Annotated in this window: 18 protein-coding genes and 2 pseudogenes; 14 read left to right on the forward strand and 6 right to left on the reverse strand. The window is 47.0% G+C overall.

Annotated elements, in window-relative coordinates:
* Positions 1 to 207 precede the first annotated feature (207 nt).
* Positions 208 to 1,458: a DHH family phosphoesterase gene (locus DP091_RS25735; protein ID WP_113060966.1), complete on the forward strand. Its 1,251-nt coding sequence runs from the start codon at positions 208 to 210 to the stop codon at positions 1,456 to 1,458.
* An 80-nt stretch (positions 1,459 to 1,538) separates the two neighbouring features.
* The gene (locus tag DP091_RS25740; RefSeq protein WP_258394698.1) at positions 1,539 to 2,711 is read left to right on the forward strand and encodes a cell wall-binding repeat-containing protein; all 1,173 of its coding nucleotides are present in this window, start codon (positions 1,539 to 1,541) and stop codon (positions 2,709 to 2,711) included.
* 279 nt (positions 2,712 to 2,990) lie between these two features.
* Here the strand turns inward: DP091_RS25740 and qoxD are convergent, their stop codons facing one another.
* The 4 genes from qoxD to qoxA form a co-directional block, all read right to left on the reverse strand.
* Positions 2,991 to 3,278, reverse strand: coding sequence for a cytochrome aa3 quinol oxidase subunit IV (qoxD, locus tag DP091_RS25745; RefSeq protein ID WP_113060970.1), 288 nt, complete (start codon positions 3,276 to 3,278; stop codon positions 2,991 to 2,993).
* A 1-nt stretch (position 3,279) separates the two neighbouring features.
* Complete coding sequence (gene qoxC / locus DP091_RS25750) at positions 3,280 to 3,876, reverse strand: cytochrome aa3 quinol oxidase subunit III (RefSeq protein WP_113060972.1); 597 nt, start codon at positions 3,874 to 3,876, stop codon at positions 3,280 to 3,282.
* Positions 3,873 to 5,816 (reverse strand): cytochrome aa3 quinol oxidase subunit I, encoded by a 1,944-nt coding sequence (gene qoxB / locus DP091_RS25755; RefSeq protein ID WP_113060973.1) that lies wholly within the window; start codon positions 5,814 to 5,816, stop codon positions 3,873 to 3,875. The genes qoxC and qoxB overlap by 4 nt, the downstream gene beginning before the upstream one ends.
* A gap of 63 nt (positions 5,817 to 5,879) precedes the next feature.
* Positions 5,880 to 6,884: a cytochrome aa3 quinol oxidase subunit II gene (gene qoxA / locus DP091_RS25760; protein ID WP_113060975.1), complete on the reverse strand. Its 1,005-nt coding sequence runs from the start codon at positions 6,882 to 6,884 to the stop codon at positions 5,880 to 5,882.
* Between the two features lie 473 nt (positions 6,885 to 7,357).
* Here qoxA and DP091_RS25765 point away from each other — a divergent pair, with 473 nt between their 5' ends.
* The 6 genes from DP091_RS25765 (at position 7,358) to DP091_RS25790 (ending at position 12,680) form a co-directional block, all read left to right on the forward strand.
* Positions 7,358 to 7,702 carry a hypothetical protein gene (locus tag DP091_RS25765; RefSeq protein ID WP_146747018.1) on the forward strand — a complete coding sequence of 115 codons (345 nt, stop codon included), beginning with the start codon at positions 7,358 to 7,360 and terminating at the stop codon, positions 7,700 to 7,702.
* Between the two features lie 27 nt (positions 7,703 to 7,729).
* The gene (locus tag DP091_RS25770) at positions 7,730 to 8,536 is read left to right on the forward strand and encodes a sensor histidine kinase (protein WP_113060978.1); all 807 of its coding nucleotides are present in this window, start codon (positions 7,730 to 7,732) and stop codon (positions 8,534 to 8,536) included.
* Positions 8,533 to 9,165 (forward strand): response regulator, encoded by a 633-nt coding sequence (locus DP091_RS25775; RefSeq protein ID WP_113060980.1) that lies wholly within the window; start codon positions 8,533 to 8,535, stop codon positions 9,163 to 9,165. Before DP091_RS25770 ends, DP091_RS25775 begins: the two co-directional genes overlap by 4 nt.
* Positions 9,166 to 9,348: 183 nt before the next feature.
* Positions 9,349 to 10,281, forward strand: coding sequence for an ABC transporter ATP-binding protein (locus DP091_RS25780; RefSeq protein WP_113060982.1), 933 nt, complete (start codon positions 9,349 to 9,351; stop codon positions 10,279 to 10,281).
* Positions 10,282 to 10,296: 15 nt separating this feature from the next.
* Positions 10,297 to 11,577 carry an ABC transporter permease gene (locus DP091_RS25785; RefSeq protein ID WP_113060984.1) on the forward strand — a complete coding sequence of 427 codons (1,281 nt, stop codon included), beginning with the start codon at positions 10,297 to 10,299 and terminating at the stop codon, positions 11,575 to 11,577.
* Positions 11,577 to 12,680, forward strand: coding sequence for an ABC transporter permease (locus DP091_RS25790; RefSeq protein ID WP_181469923.1), 1,104 nt, complete (start codon positions 11,577 to 11,579; stop codon positions 12,678 to 12,680). Before DP091_RS25785 ends, DP091_RS25790 begins: the two co-directional genes overlap by 1 nt.
* Positions 12,681 to 12,773: 93 nt before the next feature.
* Here DP091_RS25790 and pdxR read toward each other — a convergent pair whose 3' ends face one another.
* The gene (pdxR, locus tag DP091_RS25795; RefSeq protein WP_113061046.1) at positions 12,774 to 14,225 is read right to left on the reverse strand and encodes a MocR-like pyridoxine biosynthesis transcription factor PdxR; all 1,452 of its coding nucleotides are present in this window, start codon (positions 14,223 to 14,225) and stop codon (positions 12,774 to 12,776) included.
* 142 nt (positions 14,226 to 14,367) lie between these two features.
* Between pdxR and DP091_RS25800 the strand changes: the two genes are divergently transcribed.
* From DP091_RS25800 to DP091_RS25825, 6 genes and pseudogenes are all read left to right on the forward strand, one after another.
* Positions 14,368 to 14,979 (forward strand): LysE/ArgO family amino acid transporter, encoded by a 612-nt coding sequence (locus tag DP091_RS25800; RefSeq protein WP_113060988.1) that lies wholly within the window; start codon positions 14,368 to 14,370, stop codon positions 14,977 to 14,979.
* Between the two features lie 61 nt (positions 14,980 to 15,040).
* Positions 15,041 to 15,649: pseudogene (locus tag DP091_RS25805) on the forward strand (GNAT family N-acetyltransferase); the annotation flags it as partial.
* Between the two features lie 17 nt (positions 15,650 to 15,666).
* Positions 15,667 to 15,935 (forward strand): annotated as a pseudogene (locus DP091_RS32100) (VOC family protein); the annotation flags it as partial.
* Between the two features lie 1,204 nt (positions 15,936 to 17,139).
* A complete protein-coding gene (locus DP091_RS25815) occupies positions 17,140 to 18,210 on the forward strand; it encodes a hypothetical protein (protein WP_146747020.1) in 1,071 nt (356 codons plus the stop codon).
* 40 nt (positions 18,211 to 18,250) lie between these two features.
* Positions 18,251 to 20,662, forward strand: coding sequence for a hypothetical protein (locus tag DP091_RS25820; protein WP_113060994.1), 2,412 nt, complete (start codon positions 18,251 to 18,253; stop codon positions 20,660 to 20,662).
* A 2-nt stretch (positions 20,663 to 20,664) separates the two neighbouring features.
* Positions 20,665 to 21,531 (forward strand): ATP-binding cassette domain-containing protein, encoded by an 867-nt coding sequence (locus DP091_RS25825; protein WP_113060996.1) that lies wholly within the window; start codon positions 20,665 to 20,667, stop codon positions 21,529 to 21,531.
* Positions 21,532 to 21,800: 269 nt separating this feature from the next.
* Here the strand turns inward: DP091_RS25825 and DP091_RS25830 are convergent, their stop codons facing one another.
* Positions 21,801 to 22,259: a GH116 family glycosyl-hydrolase gene (locus DP091_RS25830; RefSeq protein ID WP_113060998.1), complete on the reverse strand. Its 459-nt coding sequence runs from the start codon at positions 22,257 to 22,259 to the stop codon at positions 21,801 to 21,803.
* Positions 22,260 to 23,070 lie beyond the last annotated feature (811 nt).

The raw sequence follows: 23,070 nt of genomic DNA on the forward strand, positions 1-23,070 counted from the left end.
TGTCGTGTTGAATTAAATGTGCAAAAAATAGCTGTCGAGACTTTCTCGACAGCCTGGGAAGCGGCTGTTAAAGCCGCTTCTTTTTTTGTTGCATTGTACCGTCGGGTGGGGCTGTCAGGGGGTTAAAACACCAGATTTTAGGGAACCGTAAAGGGATGAAAGATAGGATCAGCTCACATTCAACCTACTGTTTGGAGGAAGTCACCTATGTATCATCTATACAGCCATAATGATCTGGATGGTGTCGGTTGCGGCATTATCGCCAAATGCGCTTTCGGCGAAGGAATTGATGTCCGTTACAACTCCATTCACGGATTGAATCAACAAGTCGCGAGGTATCTGAACCGGACTTCCTTGCAGGATAATCCGTATGATGTGTTGTTTATTACGGACTTGTCGGTCGCTCCGGATATGGAGAAGGAACTGAACGTGTTTGTCGAAGAGGGAGGGCAGGTGCAGCTTATCGATCACCATAAAACGGCTCTTCACTTGAATGAATATAGCTGGGGCCAAGTGGACGTCACGCATCGGGACGGCCGCCCAGCATCGGCAACCTCGTTATTCTATGAATATTTAATTGAGCATGGACATCTGGGCAGAAGTGAAGCGCTGGATGAATTTGTAGAGCTGGTTCGCCTCTATGATACGTGGGAATGGGAAGAGCACCAGAAGGTTGAGGCAAAACGCCTGAACGATTTGTTCTATATGTTGTCCCTTGACGAGTTTGAGAGCAAGATGACGCAGCGTCTGCGGGAGCAAGGGGGCTTCTTCTTTGATGAGTTTGAAGAAAAAATATTGGACATGGAAGAGAATAAAATCGATCGTTACATCCGCCGCAAGCAGCGAGAGCTCATTCAGACCTTCGTGGGGGAGCATTGCGTAGGCATCGTATATGCCGAATCCTATCACTCTGAACTTGCCAGTGAGCTGGGAACAACGTATCCCCACCTGGATTACATTGCCATCTTGAACATGGGGGGAAGGAAAATGAGCCTTCGCACGATTCATGATCACGTGGATGTGTCCGATGTGGCGATGCGGTACGGGGGAGGCGGTCATCCCAAAGCAGCGGGGTGTACAATCACGGAGGAAGTGTATCAGTTATTTGCTGCTGAACCGTTCGAGCTGGAACCGATCCGGTTCGATGCTTCGCGGAATCAGTTCAACATTAAGGGAGCGGAGTCCGGCGTTCTATACGAAAGCTGGGGCGAGGATCTGCTGTTTGTTTATGCCAACGCTGGGGAATGGATTGTCGAGTGGAACGGGGAACCCCTCCCGTTCCAATTCAGATCGTTCGAGGAGGCGGAGCGGCACATGAAACGGCAGTATGGCGTCTGGTTATCCCGGGATGACGTGTTTGTGAAGATGCTGAAGGAGCAATGGGTGCGAAACCGAACCAATGATCATTCAGGCCTGCCGCTGGATATGGACGAGGAAAAGTTAATGGAAGATCTGTAGATTAAACAGACATTAAGGGTGGAGAAGCTCAATCCTAGAGACGCTACATTGTGAGACAGGAGGAATATACGGTGAAAAAAATGATCGCCGGCTGGGCTCTTGCCCTGTTAACGGCAGGCATCCTCGCATGGAGTCAGACCCAAAGCCATTCCGAACCCTCCATTCCCTCGGCTGTTCACAGCAAAGAACTGCTGAAGGATGTTGCTGTACCGTGGTCCGCCACAAAGAACACCATTCGATTGAATACATCCGACCCTGTAAATGCGGCCGTACTGACCTCCAAGACGCTGTGGCAGTCCACGAATGAGCGTAGTCGTCCGCAGACGGTGATTCTCGTGGATTCGGCTCAATGGTCCATAGCGGCCGTGAGCGTCGATCTGACGCAGCTTAGCGAAGGGCCGCTGCTGTTTGTGGGGGAAGAGGGGATTCCCAAAGAAACGCTGGAAGAGCTCAGACGGTTGAAGCCAAGGGGAGCGGAGCATAACAAGGGCATTGAGATTATCACCGTCGGACCAATCTCGGATCAGGTTATGAAGGAGCTGAACGGGCTTGAATACAAGCTTGATCATATTGCTGCCGGGGAACCTGAAGCAGCAGCAGCCGCGATTGATGAATATGCTGCTAAGGTATCCGGATCTGTACCCACCTCGGTTATTGTCGGATCGATGGACCGTCCGGATTATACGCTCCCAGCGGTGAGCTGGATTGCCCATATGCCGGAAACGATGCTGTATGTTAACGAGAAGAATGTTCCTGAAGAGACGGCACAGGCGCTCCTTAATCGGAAAGGGAAAGCGAATATCTATATCATTGGTCCGGAAAAGGTGGTATCCCGGGCAGTAGAAGACGAGCTGCGGCAATATGGTAAGGTAACGCGAATATCCGGGGATGACCCATTCGAGAATGCCGTTCATTTCGCGCAGTTCAATGATCCCGTAACAGGCTTTGGTTGGGGCGTTCAATCGCCGGGATACAGTCTCTCGTTCTCGACGCCAGATTCGCCCGTATTGTCCATTGCAGCCGCTCCATTGTCCCATATGGGTAAGCATGCCCCTTTATTGTTTACGGAGCGCGACGGAGTGCCACGATCCATCACGAAGTATGTTGAAGCGATCCGCCATCAACGTGCTGCGTCCAGGGGGGAAGCTCCATATAATCACGCCTGGATCATTGGAGACGAACAGACTCTGACCAAGAAGCTCCAGGGCGAGATTGATGAGATTTTGGATATGGAGTCCGGACAAAACGAATGAATCCTCATATTGCCTTGGCAGGCGAAGCTGGATATTGAATGTACAAAGAAAACCGTTCCTCGTAATTGGCAGCCGCACTGCCAGGTTACCGAGAAACGGTTTTCTTGTTGTATGTCGGGAGGAGGGAAGGATCGACTCGTACACGTTGCGTCGTAAAACAGAAAAAGAGGGCATCCCGCCAGATTTAACATCATTCGGGACACCCTCTTAGATATGATGATATATGTTCACAATGCGAACATTCATCGTTACTTTACAAATTCAGAGATATTCGCAGGATTAAGCATACCAGCCCCATACGAAGATGAACAGCGTTCCGAAAATCGTGACAAGACCAACGAACAGAGCGAAGGCAATGTTGATGTAAACGGATTTCTTGTCATCACTTTCCCCGACGTGCATGAACAGCAAGAGCTGAACGGCTGCCTGCAGGATAGCGGTGACCAGCAGAACGGCCAATTTCGAAGCTGCCGGCATATCCAGCAGAACGACGAGTGCAACTGCTGAAAGGACGAGAGACGATATATAACCCGCTACATGCTTAATTGGAAACAGCTGTTTTATCATGTCACATCAGTCCTTTCAAGTATACAAAGCTGAAAATGAAGATCCACACAACGTCCAGGAAGTGCCAGTAGAGCGAGAAGATGAAGGACTTGTTGGCTGTGGAATGGTCCAGTCCATGCTTTTTAAGTTGTATCAGAATGGCAGTTCCCCACAGGAGACCGAAGGTAACGTGAGCTCCGTGCGTGCCAAGCAATGTGAACAAGCTGGAAGCGAAGGCGCTGGTTGAGAGCGTTACTCCCTCATGCACATAGGTGAAGAACTCGAAGATCTCGATCCCAAGGAATCCCGCACCCAGCAGCAGGGTGATGACCATAAAGAGCATCATCTGCTTTTTCAGTCCCAGACGCATCGCGTGAACAGCCAAACCGATGGTGAAGCTGCTCGTTAAGAGCAGGAACGTTTCAAGCAGGACCGGCGTAATTTCAAAGATTTCCGCTCCGCTCGGACCGCTGGCAAAGCGGTTCACGAGAACGAAGTAGACGGTAAACAAGGTGGCAAAGAGCGCAATTTCAGCTCCGAGGAACAGCCAGAAGCCAAATATTCGATTGCGGTTTTCCTCTGTTCCATATTCCAGGGGCTGAGTGGCATCTATTTTCATACCGTATCACCCCGCAGTTTCTGTTCGGTTTGAACAATCTCTTCAACCGGAATGTAGTATCCGTGATCACGGTCGAAGGACATGGTTGCCATAATAATCAATACCGCGATACCGGCAACGATGGATGGAATCCACCAGCTGAATACCAAGAAGAAGCCAAGGAAGAAGAAGGCGATACCCAGTATAAACGGCTTTCCGGTGTTGCTTGGCATATGAATCTTCGTGATTTTCTCATCCGAAAGCGGCTCGTTGTTTTTCTTCGAGAACCAGAAGGCGTCGCGGCCCTTGACTTTCGGTGTTATCGCAAAGTTGTATACAGGAACCGGACTTGGCGTTGACCATTCCAGTGCGCGTGCATCCCATGGATCTCCTGTTTTGTCGCGCGGCTCGTAACGTGTACTCCAGTAGATGTTGTATACCAGAATGATGAATCCGATCGCCAGGCCAATTGCGCCGACCATCGACAGCATATTCAGCGGGCCAAAGCCGGTTTCTGCCGAATAGGTGTACGTACGACGGGTCATCCCCATCAATCCCAGGAAGAACATCGGGAAGAACGTTACGTTAAATGAGATGGCAATGAACCAGAATGCGATTTTGCCCAGCCTTTCATTCAGACGGAAGCCGAACACTTTAGGGAACCAGTAATGGAAACCGGCAATGACGGCGAATACGGCGCCTGGAATGAGCACATAGTGGAAGTGGGCAACCAGGAACATCGTATTATGATATTGATAGTCGGCACTGGCCATCGCCAGCATGACGCCGGTAACGCCGCCGATCGTGAAGATCGGAATAAAGGCAAGCGAGTAGAGCATCGGCGTCGTAAAGCTGATTCGACCCTTTCGAAGCGTGAACAGCCAGTTGAATATTTTGATCCCGGTCGGTACGGCGATCGCCATCGTTGTGATGGAGAAGAAACCGTTGACCATGGCCCCTTGACCCATCGTGTAGAAATGGTGGGCCCATACCAGGAAGGACAATCCGGAAATAATCGCCATGCTTAATACCATGGAGCTATAACCGTACAAGTTCTTTTTGGAGAAGGCCGAGATGATCTCGCTGAAAATACCGAATGCCGGCAGAATAACGATATACACCTCAGGGTGCCCCCATACCCAGAACAGGTTGGCCCACAGCATATCCATACCGCCGTTCGCCATCGTGAAGAATTGGGAACCAAAGATGCGGTCGAACATCATAAGCAGGAGCGCAATCGTAAGTACAGGGAAAGCAAAGATAATGATGACGCAAGTGATCAGTACAGACCACGTAAACATCGGCATGCGCATCAAGGTCATGCCCGGAGCACGCATCTTCAGTATCGTTACGATAAAGTTAAGACCTGTCAGCAACGTACCAATCCCTGAGATCTGAAGCGACAGAGAGTAGTAGTTATTGCCGACCGTCGGACTGAATTCGATACTGGCCAGCGGGAAGTAAGCGGACCAGCCAGCATCCGGCGAACCTCCGATAACGAAGGAAATGTTGAATAGCATCGCGCCGGCAAAGAACAACCAGAAGCTGATTGCGTTCAGTTTAGGGAATGCTACGTCACGGGCACCGATCTGGAGCGGAACGATGACGTTCATCAGACCGAAAATAAACGGCATGGCCATAAAGAGGATCATGATGACCCCGTGAGTCGTGAATACTTCATTATAATGCTGCCCGGTCAGAAACTTCATCTCCGGTGCGGCGGTTTGAGCACGCATCATGATCGCGTCCACGCCTCCGCGGAACAGCATGATCAATGCACAGATGATGTACATGACACCAATTCTTTTGTGATCCACGGTCGTCAGCCATTCCCGCCACATGTAACCCCACTTCTTGTAATAGGTCAAACCGAAGAGGATTGCGAGCGAGACGAGCACGATACTCACCATGGCGCCGTAAATTAACGGATCACCGGTAACGAAAAATTCGTCCCATTTCATAGAGGCCAAGCTCCTTTCTGGATGTATGAAGTATATCGGGTGAACAACGTTTCACTCACCGATTTAATGTCCTTCATGTTGATGATTTGGGCTTTCTTCAGCCGGAAAGTTCGGCAACGGTTCGTTCGGATCCACGTTCGTTTCGCTGTCAAATTCCGTTTCTTCCGTTGTTGCAGGATCCGGGTGGACGTCTTTATGGTCCTGATGCTCCTCATTGCCGTTGACATCGCCGCCATGGTGATGATCTTCGGATGGCGGCGGACTGAATTCCAGATGCGTATTGGAGAAAGTCATCCGACCGACATGCGCGGTATCCAGAAGCTTCTTGAACTCATCTTCCTTCAGTTCAGGCGCGGTGTCCTTTACATCCTTAACCCACTCATCGTATTCGGCAGAGGTCATGGCAAGAGCTTCGAACTCCATATGGGCAAAGCCTTCGCCGTTGAAGTTTGCGTTACGGCCCATCATCGAACCCGGTACGTCGGCAACCATGTTCAGCTTGGTGATCATGTCGCTCATCGCGTACTTCTGACCGTGAAGCTGAGGAATCCAGAAGCTTGTGATCGGACCGAATGAATACAGTCTGAACTCGATCGGACGATGGGTCGGAATGTTGACGTAATTGACAGTCTCGATTCCTTCTTCCGGATAGCTGAAATGCCATTTCCAGTTCGAGGAGGAAGCGTATATAACCAGCGGCTTTTGGTTCTCGTAGCCTTCAGGCACATTCTCAACGGCTACCGTCGTTTTAACGGTTACGACCGAGAGCACGGCAACGATCAGGATCGGAATGGCAGTCCAGAGAATTTCCAGCCATTTGTTACCCTCTTCATGAGGCGGCTCGTAACCTTCGTTGGATTTCTTGGCTCGATATTTGGTGAGCATGTAGATATAGAGCGCGTAAACTACCGCTAGAATTCCGACCATCATGAGAATGGAGAATATGATTGTATCGGATAGGGTTCTGGCAGCCGGTCCTTTCGGATCTAATACCGTGAGCGAGCTGCATCCCGATAAGAGCAAGGTAAAGCATAATAACAATGCAAATAACGGCCCTCTTTTGTTCATGATGTACCCCTTTCCTTGAAACGTTCGTTCGATTCAATGTTACTGACACATCTATAGTAGAAAGTTCCGGCCGGCTTTGCAAAACACATAAACTTGTATAATTGACATATAAATCCACATTCGTGTCAATGTATGTAATTTTATGTGTTCAATTTGTTACAAAAGGGTGCGGTTGTGAGCGAAATCATTGTAGTGGCGCGGTTTAGAGGCAGTTCATACTTTGTTCAAACATTCACGAGAGTTACCAGTTTCGTCACAATTCCGGGCCTGTTTTTCGCTCCAATCAAGCTCTAAGCCTGTCGAATAGATCCCTGTATTAGTAAGGGTTTATTGGTGTATGTATATTTTTTCACAATAAATTCGAAGCGATTATTATTTCCAATTTACTTATTTCACCAAAAAGAGTGATGAGGCATGTGATATGATATAACTAAAAATTGGAACGGGATTTTTTTCTGGGAATCGTGAAACTCTTGATAGGAAAGAGAGGGGAGCAAGTGCGGTCGTTCTGGATATGGTTTTTATTTCTTGTTTTGAGCTGGCTGAGCGCCTTCGCTCCTGTGCTCCAGCATGTTAATCCGGATCAGTTGCCTTGGAGGTTGGGGAGCAGCGCCATTTTTTTCATGGCCTTTTTTTTAACGCCATTATTCCGTGCCAGGGCTGCAATGCTATTTGTCACACTGCTCGTAGCGTCGGTATTTTCCGTTATCTCCCTATGGCCGACCAATACGACTGCAACGAACCCGTACATATTGCTGGTTTATTCCATTTTAGCGGGAAAAGCCGTGTATCGGCTTTCGTTCGTTCAAGCTGCCTGAATTGGTCTTGTTCTGGCTGCAGGTGCCATGGTGCCTGGTTTGTTCGGATACCCCGAGTTTCCGTGGTTCTTCCTCGTTTTATACTCGGTTATGCTTGCGATGGGGCTGGCCTTATTTCGCACCGTCTTCTCCCGTAATGAAGAGTCAAGCGTGCGATATGAAACGCTGCTCAGTGAGTATCGTAATATGAAGCGTCGCCTGATTACGGGTGAGCAGCATGCCAGGCAGGAGGAGCGGGCTCAGGTCGGTCGCGATATCCATGACTCCGTCGGACATAAATTAACGGCACTGCTCATGCAGCTCGAGATGCACCGAATGCAGGCAGACGGGGAAACCGCCGAGGTACTGAAGGGGCTCAAAGCCCTTGCCAAGGAAAGTCTGGAGGAGACCAGAAACGCGGTGAAATCCATGAAGCAGCAGGAGACCAGCGGATTGCCCGCGATCATTGGACTTCTCCGGCGGTTGGAATCCGAGAGCTTTATGCGCGTAACGCTAACGGCGCGGCATGGAGCCCTAACCGTACCTTTAAACAATATCCAATCCATTGCGGTATACCGTGCGGTTCAGGAAGCCATGACCAATGCGATGAAGCATGGGAGCACGCGAGAGGTGCATATCATTTTTGAAGCGCCGGGAGGCGGCATATTCCGTTTTGAGGTAAGCAATCCATATGACCGGAAACACGTTACATACCGGGAGGGCTATGGTTTAAAAGCGATGCGAGAGCGAATGGAAGAGGCTGGGGGCGAGCTTCAAATCTCCCAGTACGATAACCAGTTTATCGTTCGCGGAACGTTACTCATGTCCAGGTTAATCGAGGAGGGAGTCCGCTGATACGTTTATTATTGGCCGAGGATCAGGCCATGGTTCGTCAAGGTCTGAAGATGATGATCGAAAGCGATTCGGATATGCTGGTTGCCGGTGAAGCTGGTAACGGCAAAGAGGCTGTGGCTTTATGCGAAAACCATATCTTTGATGTCGTTGTCCTCGATATCCGAATGCCGGAGATGAACGGATTGGAGGCTGCGCGCATCATACGTTCGCGCTGGCCGAAGACAAAAGTGCTGATGCTGACGACGTTTAACGACGATCAGTATGCGGTCGAGGCGCTAAAGAGCGGGGCAAGCGGATACATGCTGAAGGAGGCGGAGCCAGAGGCTTTGATCCGCTCGATTCGAAGCTGCTTGAGCGGTGGATTATCGCTCCAGGAGGATGTGGCGGCCAAGGTGATTCCCAAACTGCTGGAAGAGAAGAAAGCCCCCGTCGTTGATGCTTCGATTACCCCACGGGAATTGACCATCATACGTCTGGTAGGGGAAGGGCGCAGCAACCGCGAAATCGCAGACGAGCTGGGTTTGTCGATCGGAACGGTTAAGAATCATGTCAGCCAGATTATGGATAAACTTGATGTAAGAGACCGGACGCAGCTGGCGATTTATGCCATTCGGCACAATCTGGTTTGATTCGCAAGGAAGGACGATATCGTTAAGTTCGAACCTAACATGACTGAAGTCATGGTTCGGAATCAAAGCAATGACCGAGGGCAGTGATGGCACTGCCTTTTTGCATATACACTTGTAGCTGTGGACGATATGAACGAGGGATTCCAAGCCAGCTTAGGTTCATATCGAGAATGGGGGGACATGATGCTGGAAACCGTAGAACTTCGAAAAGTGTTTAAGGGCAAGACTGCCGTGGAGGAAGTCAGCCTGTATCTGGATCGGGGAGAATCCGTCGGATTGATCGGTCCGAACGGCGCCGGGAAATCGACAACAATTTCCATGATTTCATCCTTGCTGAAACCGACGGGCGGCGATGTACGCCTGAACGGCAAAAGCGTGCTCAAGCATCCGCAGGATATCCGCACCGTATTAGGCGTGGTGCCTCAGGAAATTGCGTTGTATGAGGAACTAACCTCGTATGAAAACCTTAAATTTTTCGGGCGCGTATATGGATTGAACGGAAAGGAATTGGAGATCAAAATTCAGGGGCTGCTTGAGACGGTCGGCCTTCGGGATCGCCAGAAGGAGTTAATTCGCACCTATTCCGGAGGCATGAAGAGAAGGATCAATATTGCAGCCGCTCTGTTGCATGATCCGAAAATCGTCATCATGGATGAACCGACCGTGGGCATAGATCCGCAGTCCCGCAATCATATCCTTGAAACGGTCCGGCGCTTGAACCGGGACAAAGGGACCACGGTACTGTACACAAGCCATTACATGGAAGAGGTGGAGCAGCTGTGCAGCCGGATGTACATCATGGATCACGGGCGGATTATCGCATCGGGTACCAAGGAGGAGCTGCAGCACATCTTGTCCGGTGAGGATACGCTGATCATCCAGCTGAATCGCCCAAATCCGGAGCTGGCCGAGGAGCTTCGCTCCTTAGAAAGCGTCAGGCAGGTTGAGGAGACGGATCATGGGCTGAAGCTCATTGTGATGAAGAACAGTTACATTCTGTCCGGTATTGTGCAGGCTGCCGAACGCCATAAGGTGCAGATTCAGAATATCCATATCCAGTCGCCAAGTCTCGAGGATGTGTTTCTTCATTTGACCGGCCGCAAGCTTCGGGATTGAGGGGAGGACAGCCGTTTGGGCGTATTTTTCAAAAAAGACTTTCTTGTCTATTGGAGAGACCGGAAAGAGATGCTGATTGCTTTGTTTATGCCATTAGTGCTAATCCTGATTCTTGGATTTGCCTTGCCGAATTGGGTAGAGAATTCAAATGAGTCCCTTGAGATGAGAGTTGCATTGGTCGTGAAGGACCGGCATGAAGAGGGAATCCATGCCTTTCAGGAAACCCTAAAGAGGATGTCGATCAGCCAGGAAGAGAAGAACGAACTGAGTAAAGCAGCCGCGAGTTTCCAACCGGAAGCCTTGTTAATGAATATGTTCGGCAACGATGAGGTGAAGGAATTTCTTCAAGTTGCTGCATTGGATGACAAGACCGCCCATGTGCAGTTGGAGGAAGAGAAAGTGGAGGCCGTCCTAACAGTTCCTGAGGGGTACACGCTGGCTGCGCTTAACAAGCTGCTCCTGCATGAGGGAGACGGTGCGGTGCTGACTTTGACGGCGCTAGAGAATTCAATGAAAGTGAATGTTCTGCAAAATATGCTGGATGGATTTTTGGGTGCCGCTAATTATCAAGCTGCGCTGGACAGCGGAATGGAAGAACAGGAAAGCAAGGGTGAGGGCGAGCTTGCGCTGGCGAACAGCCCTGTCGGCGGATTGGAACAAATTGAAGGTGTGGACATGATCACCTCGTTCCAATATTACGCCCTGGCGGTCAGTTTATTCTTTGCGCTGTCCGTTTCCACAACGACGGCGTCCAAATCGATCACGGAAAAGCGAGAGATGGTGTTCATGCGTCTCCTTCTTGCCGGAACCCACCCATTTCGCTACTTGTCCGGCAAGGTTGGGTCGACATTCTGCATGTCTCTGCTGCAATCTGCGGTCCTGCTGATCGTCTCGCATTTTCTGTTTCAGCTTTTTCCGGGGAAATCCCTGATCTTCTGGATCGGTTTGACCTTCATTATCTTCATGATGTGTCTAACGGTTGCGGCGTTATCTGCGCTTTATACGGCCATGCTCTTCCGAATGAAGGACACGGATGTCGCAACCGGCATTTCATTCATACTGCTTCTTGTGCTCGGCGTCATCGGAGGGAATTTGGTGCCGATCTATATTTTGCCGGATTGGCTGATGAGCATCGGCAGCGTAACCCCCAACGGCTTGGCCTTAATGTCCATGATTCAGTGGATACAGGGCAGTCCGTTTCAAGAACTATGGCTGCCGATCCTGTACCAAGGGGTGTTCTCCATCGTTATTCTAGCTGCGAGTTTATGGATCTTTCCAAGAAGGGGGCGGATCTGATGGCGCCCATCTTAATATCACAATGGATGAAAGAAAAGCGAAATCCATGGATGATCATTATGTTCATCGGTCTGAGCATATTGGCCACGCTGATGTTCGGAGGGAAGGCTGACAGCAAGATCAAGATTGACATTTTCACCGCAGACGGGGTGGTTGATGAGTCCGAAGCCGAGTGGATCGAATGGCTGAATCAAAACGATACATTCGAATTTCGAATGGAGGATGAACAGACGGCAAGAAAGAAAGTGCGCGAGGGACGCGCAGATCTCGCCGTGAAGCTGGTCTCGGACGATTATCGCATCATAGCCGCAATGGATAACCCATATGCCCAGTTAGCTGATCAGCATCTCCGTACGGTTTATGAACGAGAGCTGCAGCTTCGGGCCGCAGCGGTGAGCGTGCAAGATGAAACGAAATTCCGCGAGTACGTGCATGCTTATATGGAGAAACCACCCTTGCGTCTCCAATCCGAGTCGCAGGGTGGGGGAGAACTCGTATCTCATGATATGGGACTTCAGCTGATGTTCGGATTTTCATTATTCCTCGTCATGTTTACCATTGGTTTCAAGGTAAATACGATTACGAAGGATAAAGCCTCCGGCGTATGGAATCGGCTGATTCTCTCTCCGGTCCGAAAAACAGAGATGTACATGGGTCATCTGCTATACAGCTCCGTGATCGGCATCGTGCAGATCGTCCTGGTGCTGCTCATCTTTCGGTATGGTTTCGGCTTTGACCTAGGCGACCAATACGGCTTGCTGCTGCTAGTCACTGTAATCTACACACTGACCATCGTCGCTTTAAGTATGCTTTTTGTTGGCATATTGCAGTCGCCTGAGCAATTTGGAACGCTGTTTCCGTCCATCATTCCGATCATGCCGCTTATCAGCGGGGTATACATGCCGCCAGGCACGCTAACGAATCCGATTCTGCTTGGTATCGCTGAGGCCATTCCGCTGACCCATGCCATGAAAGCATTGACGGGAATCGCTGTGTACGGTTATGGTATCGAGGATCTCTGGCTCCCGATCTCCAAATTGCTGCTCATCGGGGTGCTGTGCATGGGCATGGGCATTAATCTGATGGAACGGCGTCATGTATAGGTTACAGGTTTGGATTACCGAAATGAAGCGGGCACACTGATAAAAGGAAAGGGCCTTCCCTAAGGATCAAAGTCCTCGGGAGAGCCTTTTTTTTCATGGCAACGGATGTAGGCGGATAAGCTCCGCAAGCCGGATAAGCCCGCTCTCCAGCTGATCGTACGAGGCGTATGCATAGGATAGGCGCAGATGCTGCTGGTCGTTACGGTCATATATATTTCCGGGATTAAGCAAGATGCTCTCTTTCAGCGCCTGCTCAAATAAAGTCCGAATGGAGAGGGGATTCTTGAAACGAAGCCAAATATAGAATCCGCCCTGAGGGATATTCCAGTGTGCGATATCGAGAAAATATTGCTCCAGTAACGATAGGGTGAAATCACGGCGTCTCATCAGCTCTGCCCGGATATGATCGAGATGATTCTCATATAACCCGCTGGAGAGCCATTCCGCAACGGCATGCTGGGATAGAGAGCTGGAGCCGTAATCGGTTTGCATTTTAATGTCGGACAGCCGGTCGATGACCGGCTCAGGCCCGACGATCCACCCGATGCGCAGCCCGGGACCCAGGGTCTTGGACATGCTGCCCATATAGAGCACCAGGCCTTGTTTATCCGAAGCTTTCAGCGGAGGTGGCGAGGGGGTATCGAACCATATTTCCCCATACACGTCATCCTCGATTAAAGGCAGCCTTTCCTGAGCGCATATCCGAAGCAGCTCTGCCCTCCTGTCAGAAGACATCAAGGTGCCGGTTGGGTTATGAAAGGCAGGAATGGTATACAGCAGGGCAGCCCTGTGTTGACGCTGGAGCCTCCCGATGGCTTCCGTTTGGACCCCATTCTCATCCATCGGGATGCCGTGCAAATGCATGCCGGCGGATTGAAACACATGAATCGAGTTCAGGTAAGAGGGATTCTCCAACAAAATGGAGGAGCCGTGATGCAGCAGTCCCAACGAGATCAGCTGTAAGCCTTGCAGCCCGCCGGAGACGATGAGTATGGAAGCAGGGGAGGCTATAATCCCTTTTTTTTTCAGATGACCAGCGATGATTTCTCTTAAGTACAGGCTCCCTTTCGGTTCCGAGTACCCCAAGGTGAAACGGCTGGACATCCTGCTGTTAAACGTCTCCCGCATTTGGCCGGTCGGGAGGAGATCGGGCGAGAGCTCGCCTGTTCCGAGGCGGATCATGTTTGAATCGGTTTCCGCACGATTGATTTGCTGGATCATCTGGATATTGGGCTGATAGGAGCCGGATTTTACATATTGATTCCAATCAGGCGGAGGCGTGGCAGCGAGTAAACTCCAAGTATTGTTGATAATCACCGTGCCTTGTCCCACGCGGGATTCAATTAAACCGTCTGCAGCGAGCTCCCCGAGCGCATACACAATGGTGCTGCGGTTAACTTGATATTTGGCAGCCAGCTCTCGCTGCGTGGGAATTCGGGTTCCGACCGGCCATTCCCCGTTCATGATTCTGCTCTTAATATCATCATAAATTTGCTGATGAAGCGGCACATCGGAGTACTTATTTAATTTCCATTCTTCAGCCATAAGTATAAGTAAACCCGCTTTCATGTAGGAATATGCCTCAGTATACCTCATTGGTTGGTTCAAGCGCCAACCAATTGGTTGGAGACGCAGCCGACATCCTCCTTTACAATGGTGGAAATATTGACTGGAGGTTTGGTTTCATATGATAGGAGTCATCGTTCATGGATTCATTCTAGCTTTGGGTCTTATTCTTCCCTTGGGCGTGCAGAACGTGTTTGTATTTAATCAGGGTGCGGTACAATCCCGCTTCGTCAAGGCACTGCCCGTCATGATTACCGCATCGCTATGTGATACATTGCTGATCTCATTAGCGGTTCTGGGCGTATCCGTTGTTGTTCTGGAATATGAATGGATCCGAACCGTGCTGTTTACATTGGGGATTTGTTTCCTGGTCTATATGGGAATGGTGACCTGGAAGAGCAAACCTTCGGGTCAAGTGTTGGAAGAGGCTCGTTCGTTTACGCCGAAGAGGCAAATTATTTTTGCCATGTCCGTATCCTTGTTAAATCCGCATGCTGTCCTGGACACGATGGGGGTCATTGGCACAAGCTCTCTTCAATATTCAGGGATGGATAAAGTGATTTTTGCCGTCGTATGCATCGCAGTTTCATGGCTGTGGTTCTTGGGTCTAGGAATAGCAGGCAGGGCAGCGGGAAGGATGGATGCATCAGGGAAATTGTTGTCTACGTTGAACCGAATATCCGCGTTGATCATGTGGGGAACAGCGGGATATCTGGGGGTTAGCCTGATATAAAGAGCCTAATTCAAAAGGGGATAAGGAGGGGCGTTTGCATAGAAAACCGGCAATAGATGATATGTCTAAGATTGCAGAGGTGTTTAAGGAAGCATATGCTAATGGCCCGGATGAGCGGGAAGTCGGGGTTTATGCTGATGATGCGGCGCGATATTTTGACTTAGTGGCCTCCAAGCTGTTGGGAGCATCTTCAGTAGTATATGACCGAACAACGGAAGAAATCGTCGGCGTATGTTTGATCTCTTTATGGGAGGGCTTGCCACTCGTCTATAGTATCGCAGTATTACCCCAACATCGAGGAATGGGGTTGGCGAGCGCGATGCTGGATAGGGCGTTAACCGTTTTGGAGCCTCTGGATGAGAAAGAGATGAGGGTGGTCAACTTTGCTGTGGACGGAGCGCATCTATGGGATCCTGACCCGGATCTTCGGCAGAGGCTGTATGAGAATGCGCTGGTTCATCTGGATGCCGCTGAAATCCTGGGCGCAGAAACCGTGCGGATCGACACCGGCGGCAGTTACAAGGGATCGGAGCCGATGACTGATGAACAGTTCGAGTATACGGTTAAACGTTATCGGGAATATGCGGATCGTGCAGCGGATGGGGGTTATACCATTGGTCCGGAAAATCATATGGTCGCGTCGCTGCTTCCACGCGAAATGAAACGGCTTTCAGAGGAAGTCCATCATCCCTGGCGATCAGTCACTCCCAGACGGTGCCACTGTTCGGCATTGGTTCCGCAGTGGCGGCCGACAATCGCACTGTCATTCTCGAGTTCCGCGTCCACGATGTCGATGCCGAATACGAGAGCTTGAAGCCGTTTGTCAACGAGTGGGTAAAGGAACCGACCACGATACCGTGGGGAACCGTGCTGTGTTGTTCCGTGATCCCGACGGCAACCTCGTTAACCTCTTCCAGCCGGTGACTGAGGAAGCGATTAAACGGTTCAGCGGTAGGGGGGTGAACCTTGGGGACAAAACCAAACACCATCCCACACGAATAATCGACGTTCAACATAATCATCAAGTTGATTTAATTGACCTGAATACAACGCACCTTACAACAACAGTCAATTACTTGCAGGCTGCTGTTGTAAAAATATGCGCCATTTTGGTTGTAACAGTCGCAGTTTTATAGAAAACTGGTTTAAGACGACAAAAACACACACGCTTAAAAGCCGCGTAACTGCGGATATTTGTGTTTTAACGATTAAACAAGTAGGGATGGGAGGATGATATGGCATTAGTTTGTGTGGAAGTATTGTCGCGGGACAAAAACATAAGCCGATTACCGATTAGACAAGTACCTAACATTGTTTCCATGCAATTTCATTAAGCTAACGGCCAATAATGGTCTATTCTATCACAAAATGAAAATATTATATTTTTAGTTGAAATATGTAATCAATTGCAATATAGTGGAAATACTGGGGTTAAATCCAAATTAATAGTTCCGGCCGGGCTAAATTACCCCAAGTAGAATAAAATTGGAGGAATAAGATTGAAGTTTAAAAAAATTTAAAAGCTAACAGTTTTGTCTTCTGTATTACTCGGAACGTTGGTTCTTTCTGGAAGCGCTTTAGCAGCTTCCTCCGTATCAGGTCTTCTGGGTGGGGTAACACCAGTAAGTGGGTATGTGAACCTTGGCTTTGATAGTGCTACTGCCGCAACTTCTTGTGCCAAATCGAATTGTTCAGTAACTGCAAGATCAACATACTTTTACTACGATGGAGTAAATGGCCAGGAGAAAAGTACATCACCCAAGGAGGCTTCTGGATTTGTTCAAGTAAGTGCAACAGCTAGTTCCGTTTCAGCTCCTACACGAGCAGTCAGAGGAACGGGATATCATAGAGCAAATGATGGTGGACCACAGACCTGGCAGGAAAATACAGTCATTTACCCTTAATATTTTCTAGTATAAAGGACAACCTTCAGTGCCTTGGTAAATGGATCAATGGATATCCTTTTCCAAGGCACTTATTCCTCCACAATTCGAAATTTAGAAAGGAAAAAGAATGAAAAGACATTTCATAACTTGGTTAACTGTACTTTTTTTAATTGTGGTTACGGGGTGCACAAGTTCCGAATACCCAGATGACAACAACTTTCACGAAGAGTGGGATTACCCGCTGAATTTTCGAATACAAGGACACGGACTTTTCATGACAGGTTCAGAAAACGGCTACTATTTCATGAATGAAGATTTAATTTATTATATGGACAAAGAAAGTAAAAAGCCTGTTTTACTTGATAATCGTCCCGATCACCGATGTAAGAATAAGCCAGATAGTTCGAATTGTTATGCATTTATTCAAACAGAGGATGGGGATATTCCAGCACTTATACAGTACTATGATTCTAAATTGTACGTATTAGGAAGCTATTGGGATACAAAAAGCAAACGATCTAAGTTTGATATTGTGTGGAAATTATCTAGAATGGACCCGGATGGTAAGAACCGTAAGACATTCAAGATATTTAATACCAAACCTAATTATGTAGCGATACATCGTGGATATTTATATTATAGTATGATGAGTGCTGGAAAAGATAATGTACAAACCACAAAAGTTGTGAGATCGAAAATGGAAGGGAAACATAGGGAAGAGGTTATCTATGAAAAAACAGGATTAGATGCTAACATCACGGATATAGTCCCCTATGGTCAACAGTTATATCTTAATTCATGGACTGATAAGGGGTATGAAATTCTACGATATGACCTGGAGACAAGAGAATTGACTGCGATAGCAGATCGTAAAGATGAGGGGGGCTCCAATTTCCTGCAAGCAATAAATGGGGGTGGGTTATACTTTTCATACTATTACGGAATTGTGGAGGATGAAAGAAATCGTGAGTTTTATAGCTCTAATCTAAAAGGTGAACAAATTAAACAGCTAAAACTTGATGATCCGCTTACTTTATCCGTATTTTATAAAGATAACTTATACTCTTATATGCGTCCCTTGTTTGCATATGCTAAGGATTTGCCAGAAGGGGTTCCTTATGAAATGGCAATTTATAAAGATAATGAAATCATTCATCGTGTTAACCTAACGGATCTGCCGAAAATGAACTACAATATACTCGGAGATGAAAAATATATGTTCCTTCGGTATGAAGACTACGAGAATATAGGCTATATGATTCTGGATAAAAGCATGATTGAACCGGGAAGAGCAGAATTTGAACCGTTGCTTGAAGGCAAAAACTTTATGACACAGGTTAAATAAAAACGCCATTGTATGAGAGAATTCATATGGAGAGATGTTCATGAAATTAATGGGTTATGAACTATTCAAGGTATGGAAAAAACGAATATTTACGGTTTTGACAATCCTCTTATTGTTCATTAATGGATTGTTTTATTATAATACACAGCGGAAAGAACAGGATTTATTAATTCAATATCGAGATGACTATATAAAGTTGGAGAACGAATACAACGCCTTACCACTAGAAGAGGGTAAGGCGTTAGCTTATAAACAAGAAGAATTGTTAACTCTATACAACAGATTTGCTCAAGAAAATAGCGATATACAAGACAGCATTTGGAAGCAGTTAATCGAGGATGCCAAAAGAGATCATCCAGAAGCTTATATGCAGTACAAGGAAAGTCCCTATGTTAATCAGGAAGAGCTTCTTAGCCGAGACACGTACATAATCAAATTGATAAGAGCTCAGTATGAAAGTCATGATCAGTTTGTAATTGATATGGATGATATGAAACAACGTGCAGATGAAATGTTGTCGGTCTCCATTTTTCACAATAAATATTCTTTCTCCTATCGTAACATTGTGAAAACGATTGAGGATTTCAGACCCCTTCAGAACTTGCCGTGGAAGCTTGGGCTTGAAGAAGGCTTAACAACAGGAACGAGATCGGGATCAACGGATTTATTTATGGTGCTGCTGTTATTTTTACTTTGTACGATTGTGTTTCTTATGGAACGGGAAGAAGGTTTAACCCCGCTTATCAGGAGTACCCGTAATGGGAAATTCCGAACCATTAGTGCTAAGATGTCTGTTCTTAGCATGTTGACTGTACTGCTGTCCATTGTGTTCTATGGTTCAATCTTATTGCTCAGTGAACGGTTATATGGGTTTGGTGATCCAGGCAGGTATATTCAATCCATGGATTCTTTTGGAAGAACCATTCATCCAATGACTGTAGGTCAATATATAATAACCTATTTGCTGATGAAAGTAGCAGCTAATCTGGTTATGGCTTGGCTTCTAGCGGCTATATTTCTATTCCTTCGTCAAACTTCACGGATATACATCGTTTTGGCGACACTCTTAGGGCTGAGTTTCATTTGTTATTCGCTCATTCATCCGAATTCTTACATTAATGTGTTGAAGTACATCAATGTGGTCGCCTTCTATGATACATTTAATCTTTTTGGGGATTACCGCAATATAAATGTACTAGGTTATCCGATCAGCAAAGATACACTGACCTTTTATGTTGGCGGCTCTCTCCTGCTTATATTGCCTGTACTCAGTATTTGGTTGTTTGTATCACATATGGATAACACTACTCGAAAAATGGGAATGCAATGGTATACGAAATTAAAAGCATATCTATTTAGGCTCAGACGAAATAATTCACTTTTCCAGCATGAGCTTTACAAGTTTTTAATTACTGGTAAGTCACTGTTCATATTAATATTAGTGTGTATCATTTCCTATCAAAATATTGAAGGTAAGGAACGTCAGTTTGATATGGATGCATCAGTGTATAATATCTATTTATCACAGTTAAACGGGAAACTGACTGAAGACAAGCTTGTCTTTCTACGTGAAGAGAGGGAGAAGTTTAATGGGCTGCCTAAACAATTAGCCTATTGGAAAGAACGATATAAATCTAGAGAAATTGATCTAACTGCTTATAATCAAGAACAAAATAATCTTGAGACATTTGCGAAACAAGAAAAATCATTTCTTTACGTTGAAGAGCAAAGGGATTATTTACTCCGATTAAGCGAGGAACAGGGGGTCACTGGCGGTTTTGTTAATGTCATATCCAGTGATGCATTATTTAATCGTCAACAGGATAATCTGCTGAATGGTTTAATGTATTCGCTCTTGTTAATTGCTGGACTAGGTCCTTTGTTCTCCATTGATTACAAGAACGATATGGTGAGGGTGTTAAGAAGTACTTCTAAAGGCAGGTGGAGTTTGTTTGCTTCGAAGTATTCGATTGCCTGTATCTATGCAGTCCTGACTTTTTTCATCCTACAGATTCCTAAATTTTACAATGTTCTGGTACAATACCCGGCATTCGATTGGTATTCAGCAGTGCAAAGTATCGAAATTCTGGGTCATGTGGAATGGCCAATCAGTATTCTTGGTTATGTCGTTGTGACAGGTTTGCTGCAAACATTAGGTGTTATTCTCATGGTACATGTTATTCTGTTCCTCGCTGTATTTGTTCAAAAGCAAGCATTTATGTTGTTGACTTCGACCGCTGTTATTGTTCTGCCATTAAGTCTCCAATATATAGGGCTTACGACAATCGGTAATTATTCATTTAATCGATTATTCCTACTCGACCAGGCATTTGAATCGATCTCTTACACCGTGGGAGTGAGTGTTTATTTCGGGGCACTGATTATCATAGGTGCTGTGGCTGGATGGGGGGCATGGCATTTCAGTAACAGCTTCTCTAAAAGGGGAGGATGAGTATGAAACTGTCTATTAACAACGTGACAAAGCGTTATAATAAAGGCAAGACAACAGCTCTTCGTAATTATAATACTGAATTGACGTCTGGTATTTATGGAATACTTGGTCCGAATGGTGCGGGAAAGTCAACGCTTATGAATCTAATTACGGATCAGTTAAAACCTGATGAAGGAGAAATTTTATATCAGGGACAGAATATTTCACGTATGGGTAAGTCGTACAGAGAAATATTAGGTTATATGCCCCAGCAGCAAGGCATCTATCAGGACTTCACAGGAAGGCGTTTTCTCTGGTACATAGCTGCACTGAAAGGGTTGCCTACAGCTAAAGCGAGAGAGAAAATAGATGAACTTCTTACGATTGTGAATTTGTCAAAGGATGCTGATCGGAAGTTAGGTACTTATTCGGGTGGAATGAAACAGCGTATCCTGATTGCACAGGCGCTGCTGAACGATCCTGAACTGCTTATATTGGATGAGCCTACAGCAGGACTTGACCCGAAAGAGCGAATTCGTATTCGCAATTTCATATCCACCATTGCAATGAATAAGATCGTTATCATTGCCACACATGTTGTCTCAGATATTGAGTATATCTCCAAGGAAGTATTGCTTATGAAGGATGGATGTCTCATTGTGAAAGACAAGCCCGCGAACATCCTTGCGAAGATGGAGGGGAGTGTTCATGAGGTTCTAATATCTGAATCTGAACTTCCCGAAATACACTCACGTTATAAAGTAAGCAACATAACAAGTGATTCAGAAGGAATATGGGTAAGAGTTGTGGATGATAAACCACAAAATAATATGGACTTTAGAACAGTGAAGCCCAACTTGGAAGATGTGTATCTTAGTTATTTTCAGTAGAGTAAACGAATTAAAAAGATGACCGGATAGCACTATTTCCTCCAGCAAATCACTGTTTAAGGTCTCGTTGAAGTACTGCATACCGTACCAGATGCGTCATCTTTGATAAAGAATACCTCATTTCAATGGATTTCTTTTTCACTTCTACCGGATAGCTGACTCTTGCTACCAACGCCAAAACACCTCCTAGATTGTCTCCATATCTTACGACATGGTTGCGTTCTCTTTCTCTTGAAGGTGTTTTTAATTTATCTCACGCTAGGGGTCAGTTAGCTCCAGGCGATCACGAAGCGGATGCTTTTCTTTTCACCTGGCTTTAGCGCGAAGTGCGCGGCCAGGGAGCAGACGTCTCCACCGTTGCCTTTTTGTTGCGGCCGGGTCGTAAGTACGGTTCGTAAATTTGGCCGCTTCGGTGAAGTCCTTCCAAAAAATCTCCAGATTATCGAACCAGCCGCCGAGGTACAATATTCTTGATAACTGACATCTTCCGTATCCGTTGCAATGGACAGATCGCCGAAGTCGGGAGCACTGAAATCATGGCTACGGGAGAAAAGTTTGATCAGCTGAATTTTGTCATTCTTCTCGTAACGGTAATTACGTTTATGATCTTGCATCGGGTTCGTTAGCGAAAGATTGATTGTATAGGTGACAGTTTGGTTAGTCATAATATGCAGCGCGATGTCAAAAAATCCGCAAGGAATGCTTGGATCTTTGTAATTTAGCGGAATGACGGATTAAATGCAGTCAGCTCCACCGTGTCCGGGAAACAATCGTCGGCTGCCTGAAGACGGGCGAACGGAAACTCGCCGATAAAGCGTGTATGCTGAACATCGGCTTTTGGGTTTCTCCTTCATCTTGGCAGATGGAAGGCCGATGAAGCTGAAGGCGATGCGATGGTTGCACCATGGACGGTACATACTCATTTTGACGCGAAAACAGCGGACCCTGCTCGCAGGAGGTTACAAGGGCTACTGGGCCTCGAATACAATGCGCCGGGTAATCAAATGGAATAGATGATCGGGGCTCTAAAGCGGATCGTGAGCAATGCTAGCTGAGTTGAGAAGGAATGGTGAAGTCGTTCGGGATGGTTGCCTTGTAGTGCATTGGAAGCGCGTTGTATTGCGTTATATGGCATTTGTATCGCTTTTTAATGGCATTTATTGCATTGTAGTGCCTTATATTGCATCGTATTTCTTTTGCGTTGTATTGCATTTTATTGTGTTCGTAATGCTTACGGACTGAGCATCCGTTATTTAGTTAAAAAAGATGAATATAACTAGTTTAGCGGACATGAGATGCGTTATTCGCCGTATCAGTGTGTTTATCGCCATATACTTAATAAAATAACGGACCAGGTGTCCATTCGATTCGCTAAATTAGCTATTTTGATGGAAATAACGGATCTAATGTCCGCTAAATTTGCGAATAGAGCTGGGTTGATCAAAATAGAGGTGTTTGGGTCCGGTCGTGCTAAATGGTAAGAGTCTCATCCCCATTAGTCTTGGATTGGTACAGATGCTTTATCTTGGTCTGCATCTG

It is taken from the genome of Paenibacillus sp. MDMC362, from assembly GCF_003269305.1.
Classification (GTDB): Bacteria; Bacillota; Bacilli; order Paenibacillales; family Paenibacillaceae; genus Paenibacillus_AQ.

Coding starts and splice junctions, on each gene's coding strand:
- DP091_RS25825 (WP_113060996.1), top strand. CDS start 20,665: ATGAAACTGTCTATTAACAACGTGACAAAGCGTTATAATAAAGGCAAG.
- qoxC (WP_113060972.1), bottom strand. CDS start 3,876: ATGAAAATAGATGCCACTCAGCCCCTGGAATATGGAACAGAGGAAAAC.
- DP091_RS25815 (WP_146747020.1), top strand. CDS start 17,140: ATGACAGGTTCAGAAAACGGCTACTATTTCATGAATGAAGATTTAATT.
- DP091_RS25770 (WP_113060978.1), top strand. CDS start 7,730: ATGGTGCCTGGTTTGTTCGGATACCCCGAGTTTCCGTGGTTCTTCCTC.
- qoxB (WP_113060973.1), bottom strand. CDS start 5,816: ATGAAATGGGACGAATTTTTCGTTACCGGTGATCCGTTAATTTACGGC.
- DP091_RS25790 (WP_181469923.1), top strand. CDS start 11,577: ATGGCGCCCATCTTAATATCACAATGGATGAAAGAAAAGCGAAATCCA.
- DP091_RS25780 (WP_113060982.1), top strand. CDS start 9,349: ATGCTGGAAACCGTAGAACTTCGAAAAGTGTTTAAGGGCAAGACTGCC.
- DP091_RS25735 (WP_113060966.1), top strand. CDS start 208: ATGTATCATCTATACAGCCATAATGATCTGGATGGTGTCGGTTGCGGC.
- qoxA (WP_113060975.1), bottom strand. CDS start 6,884: ATGAACAAAAGAGGGCCGTTATTTGCATTGTTATTATGCTTTACCTTG.
- DP091_RS25820 (WP_113060994.1), top strand. CDS start 18,251: ATGAAATTAATGGGTTATGAACTATTCAAGGTATGGAAAAAACGAATA.
- DP091_RS25740 (WP_258394698.1), top strand. CDS start 1,539: ATGATCGCCGGCTGGGCTCTTGCCCTGTTAACGGCAGGCATCCTCGCA.
- DP091_RS25800 (WP_113060988.1), top strand. CDS start 14,368: ATGATAGGAGTCATCGTTCATGGATTCATTCTAGCTTTGGGTCTTATT.
- qoxD (WP_113060970.1), bottom strand. CDS start 3,278: ATGATAAAACAGCTGTTTCCAATTAAGCATGTAGCGGGTTATATATCG.
- pdxR (WP_113061046.1), bottom strand. CDS start 14,225: ATGGCTGAAGAATGGAAATTAAATAAGTACTCCGATGTGCCGCTTCAT.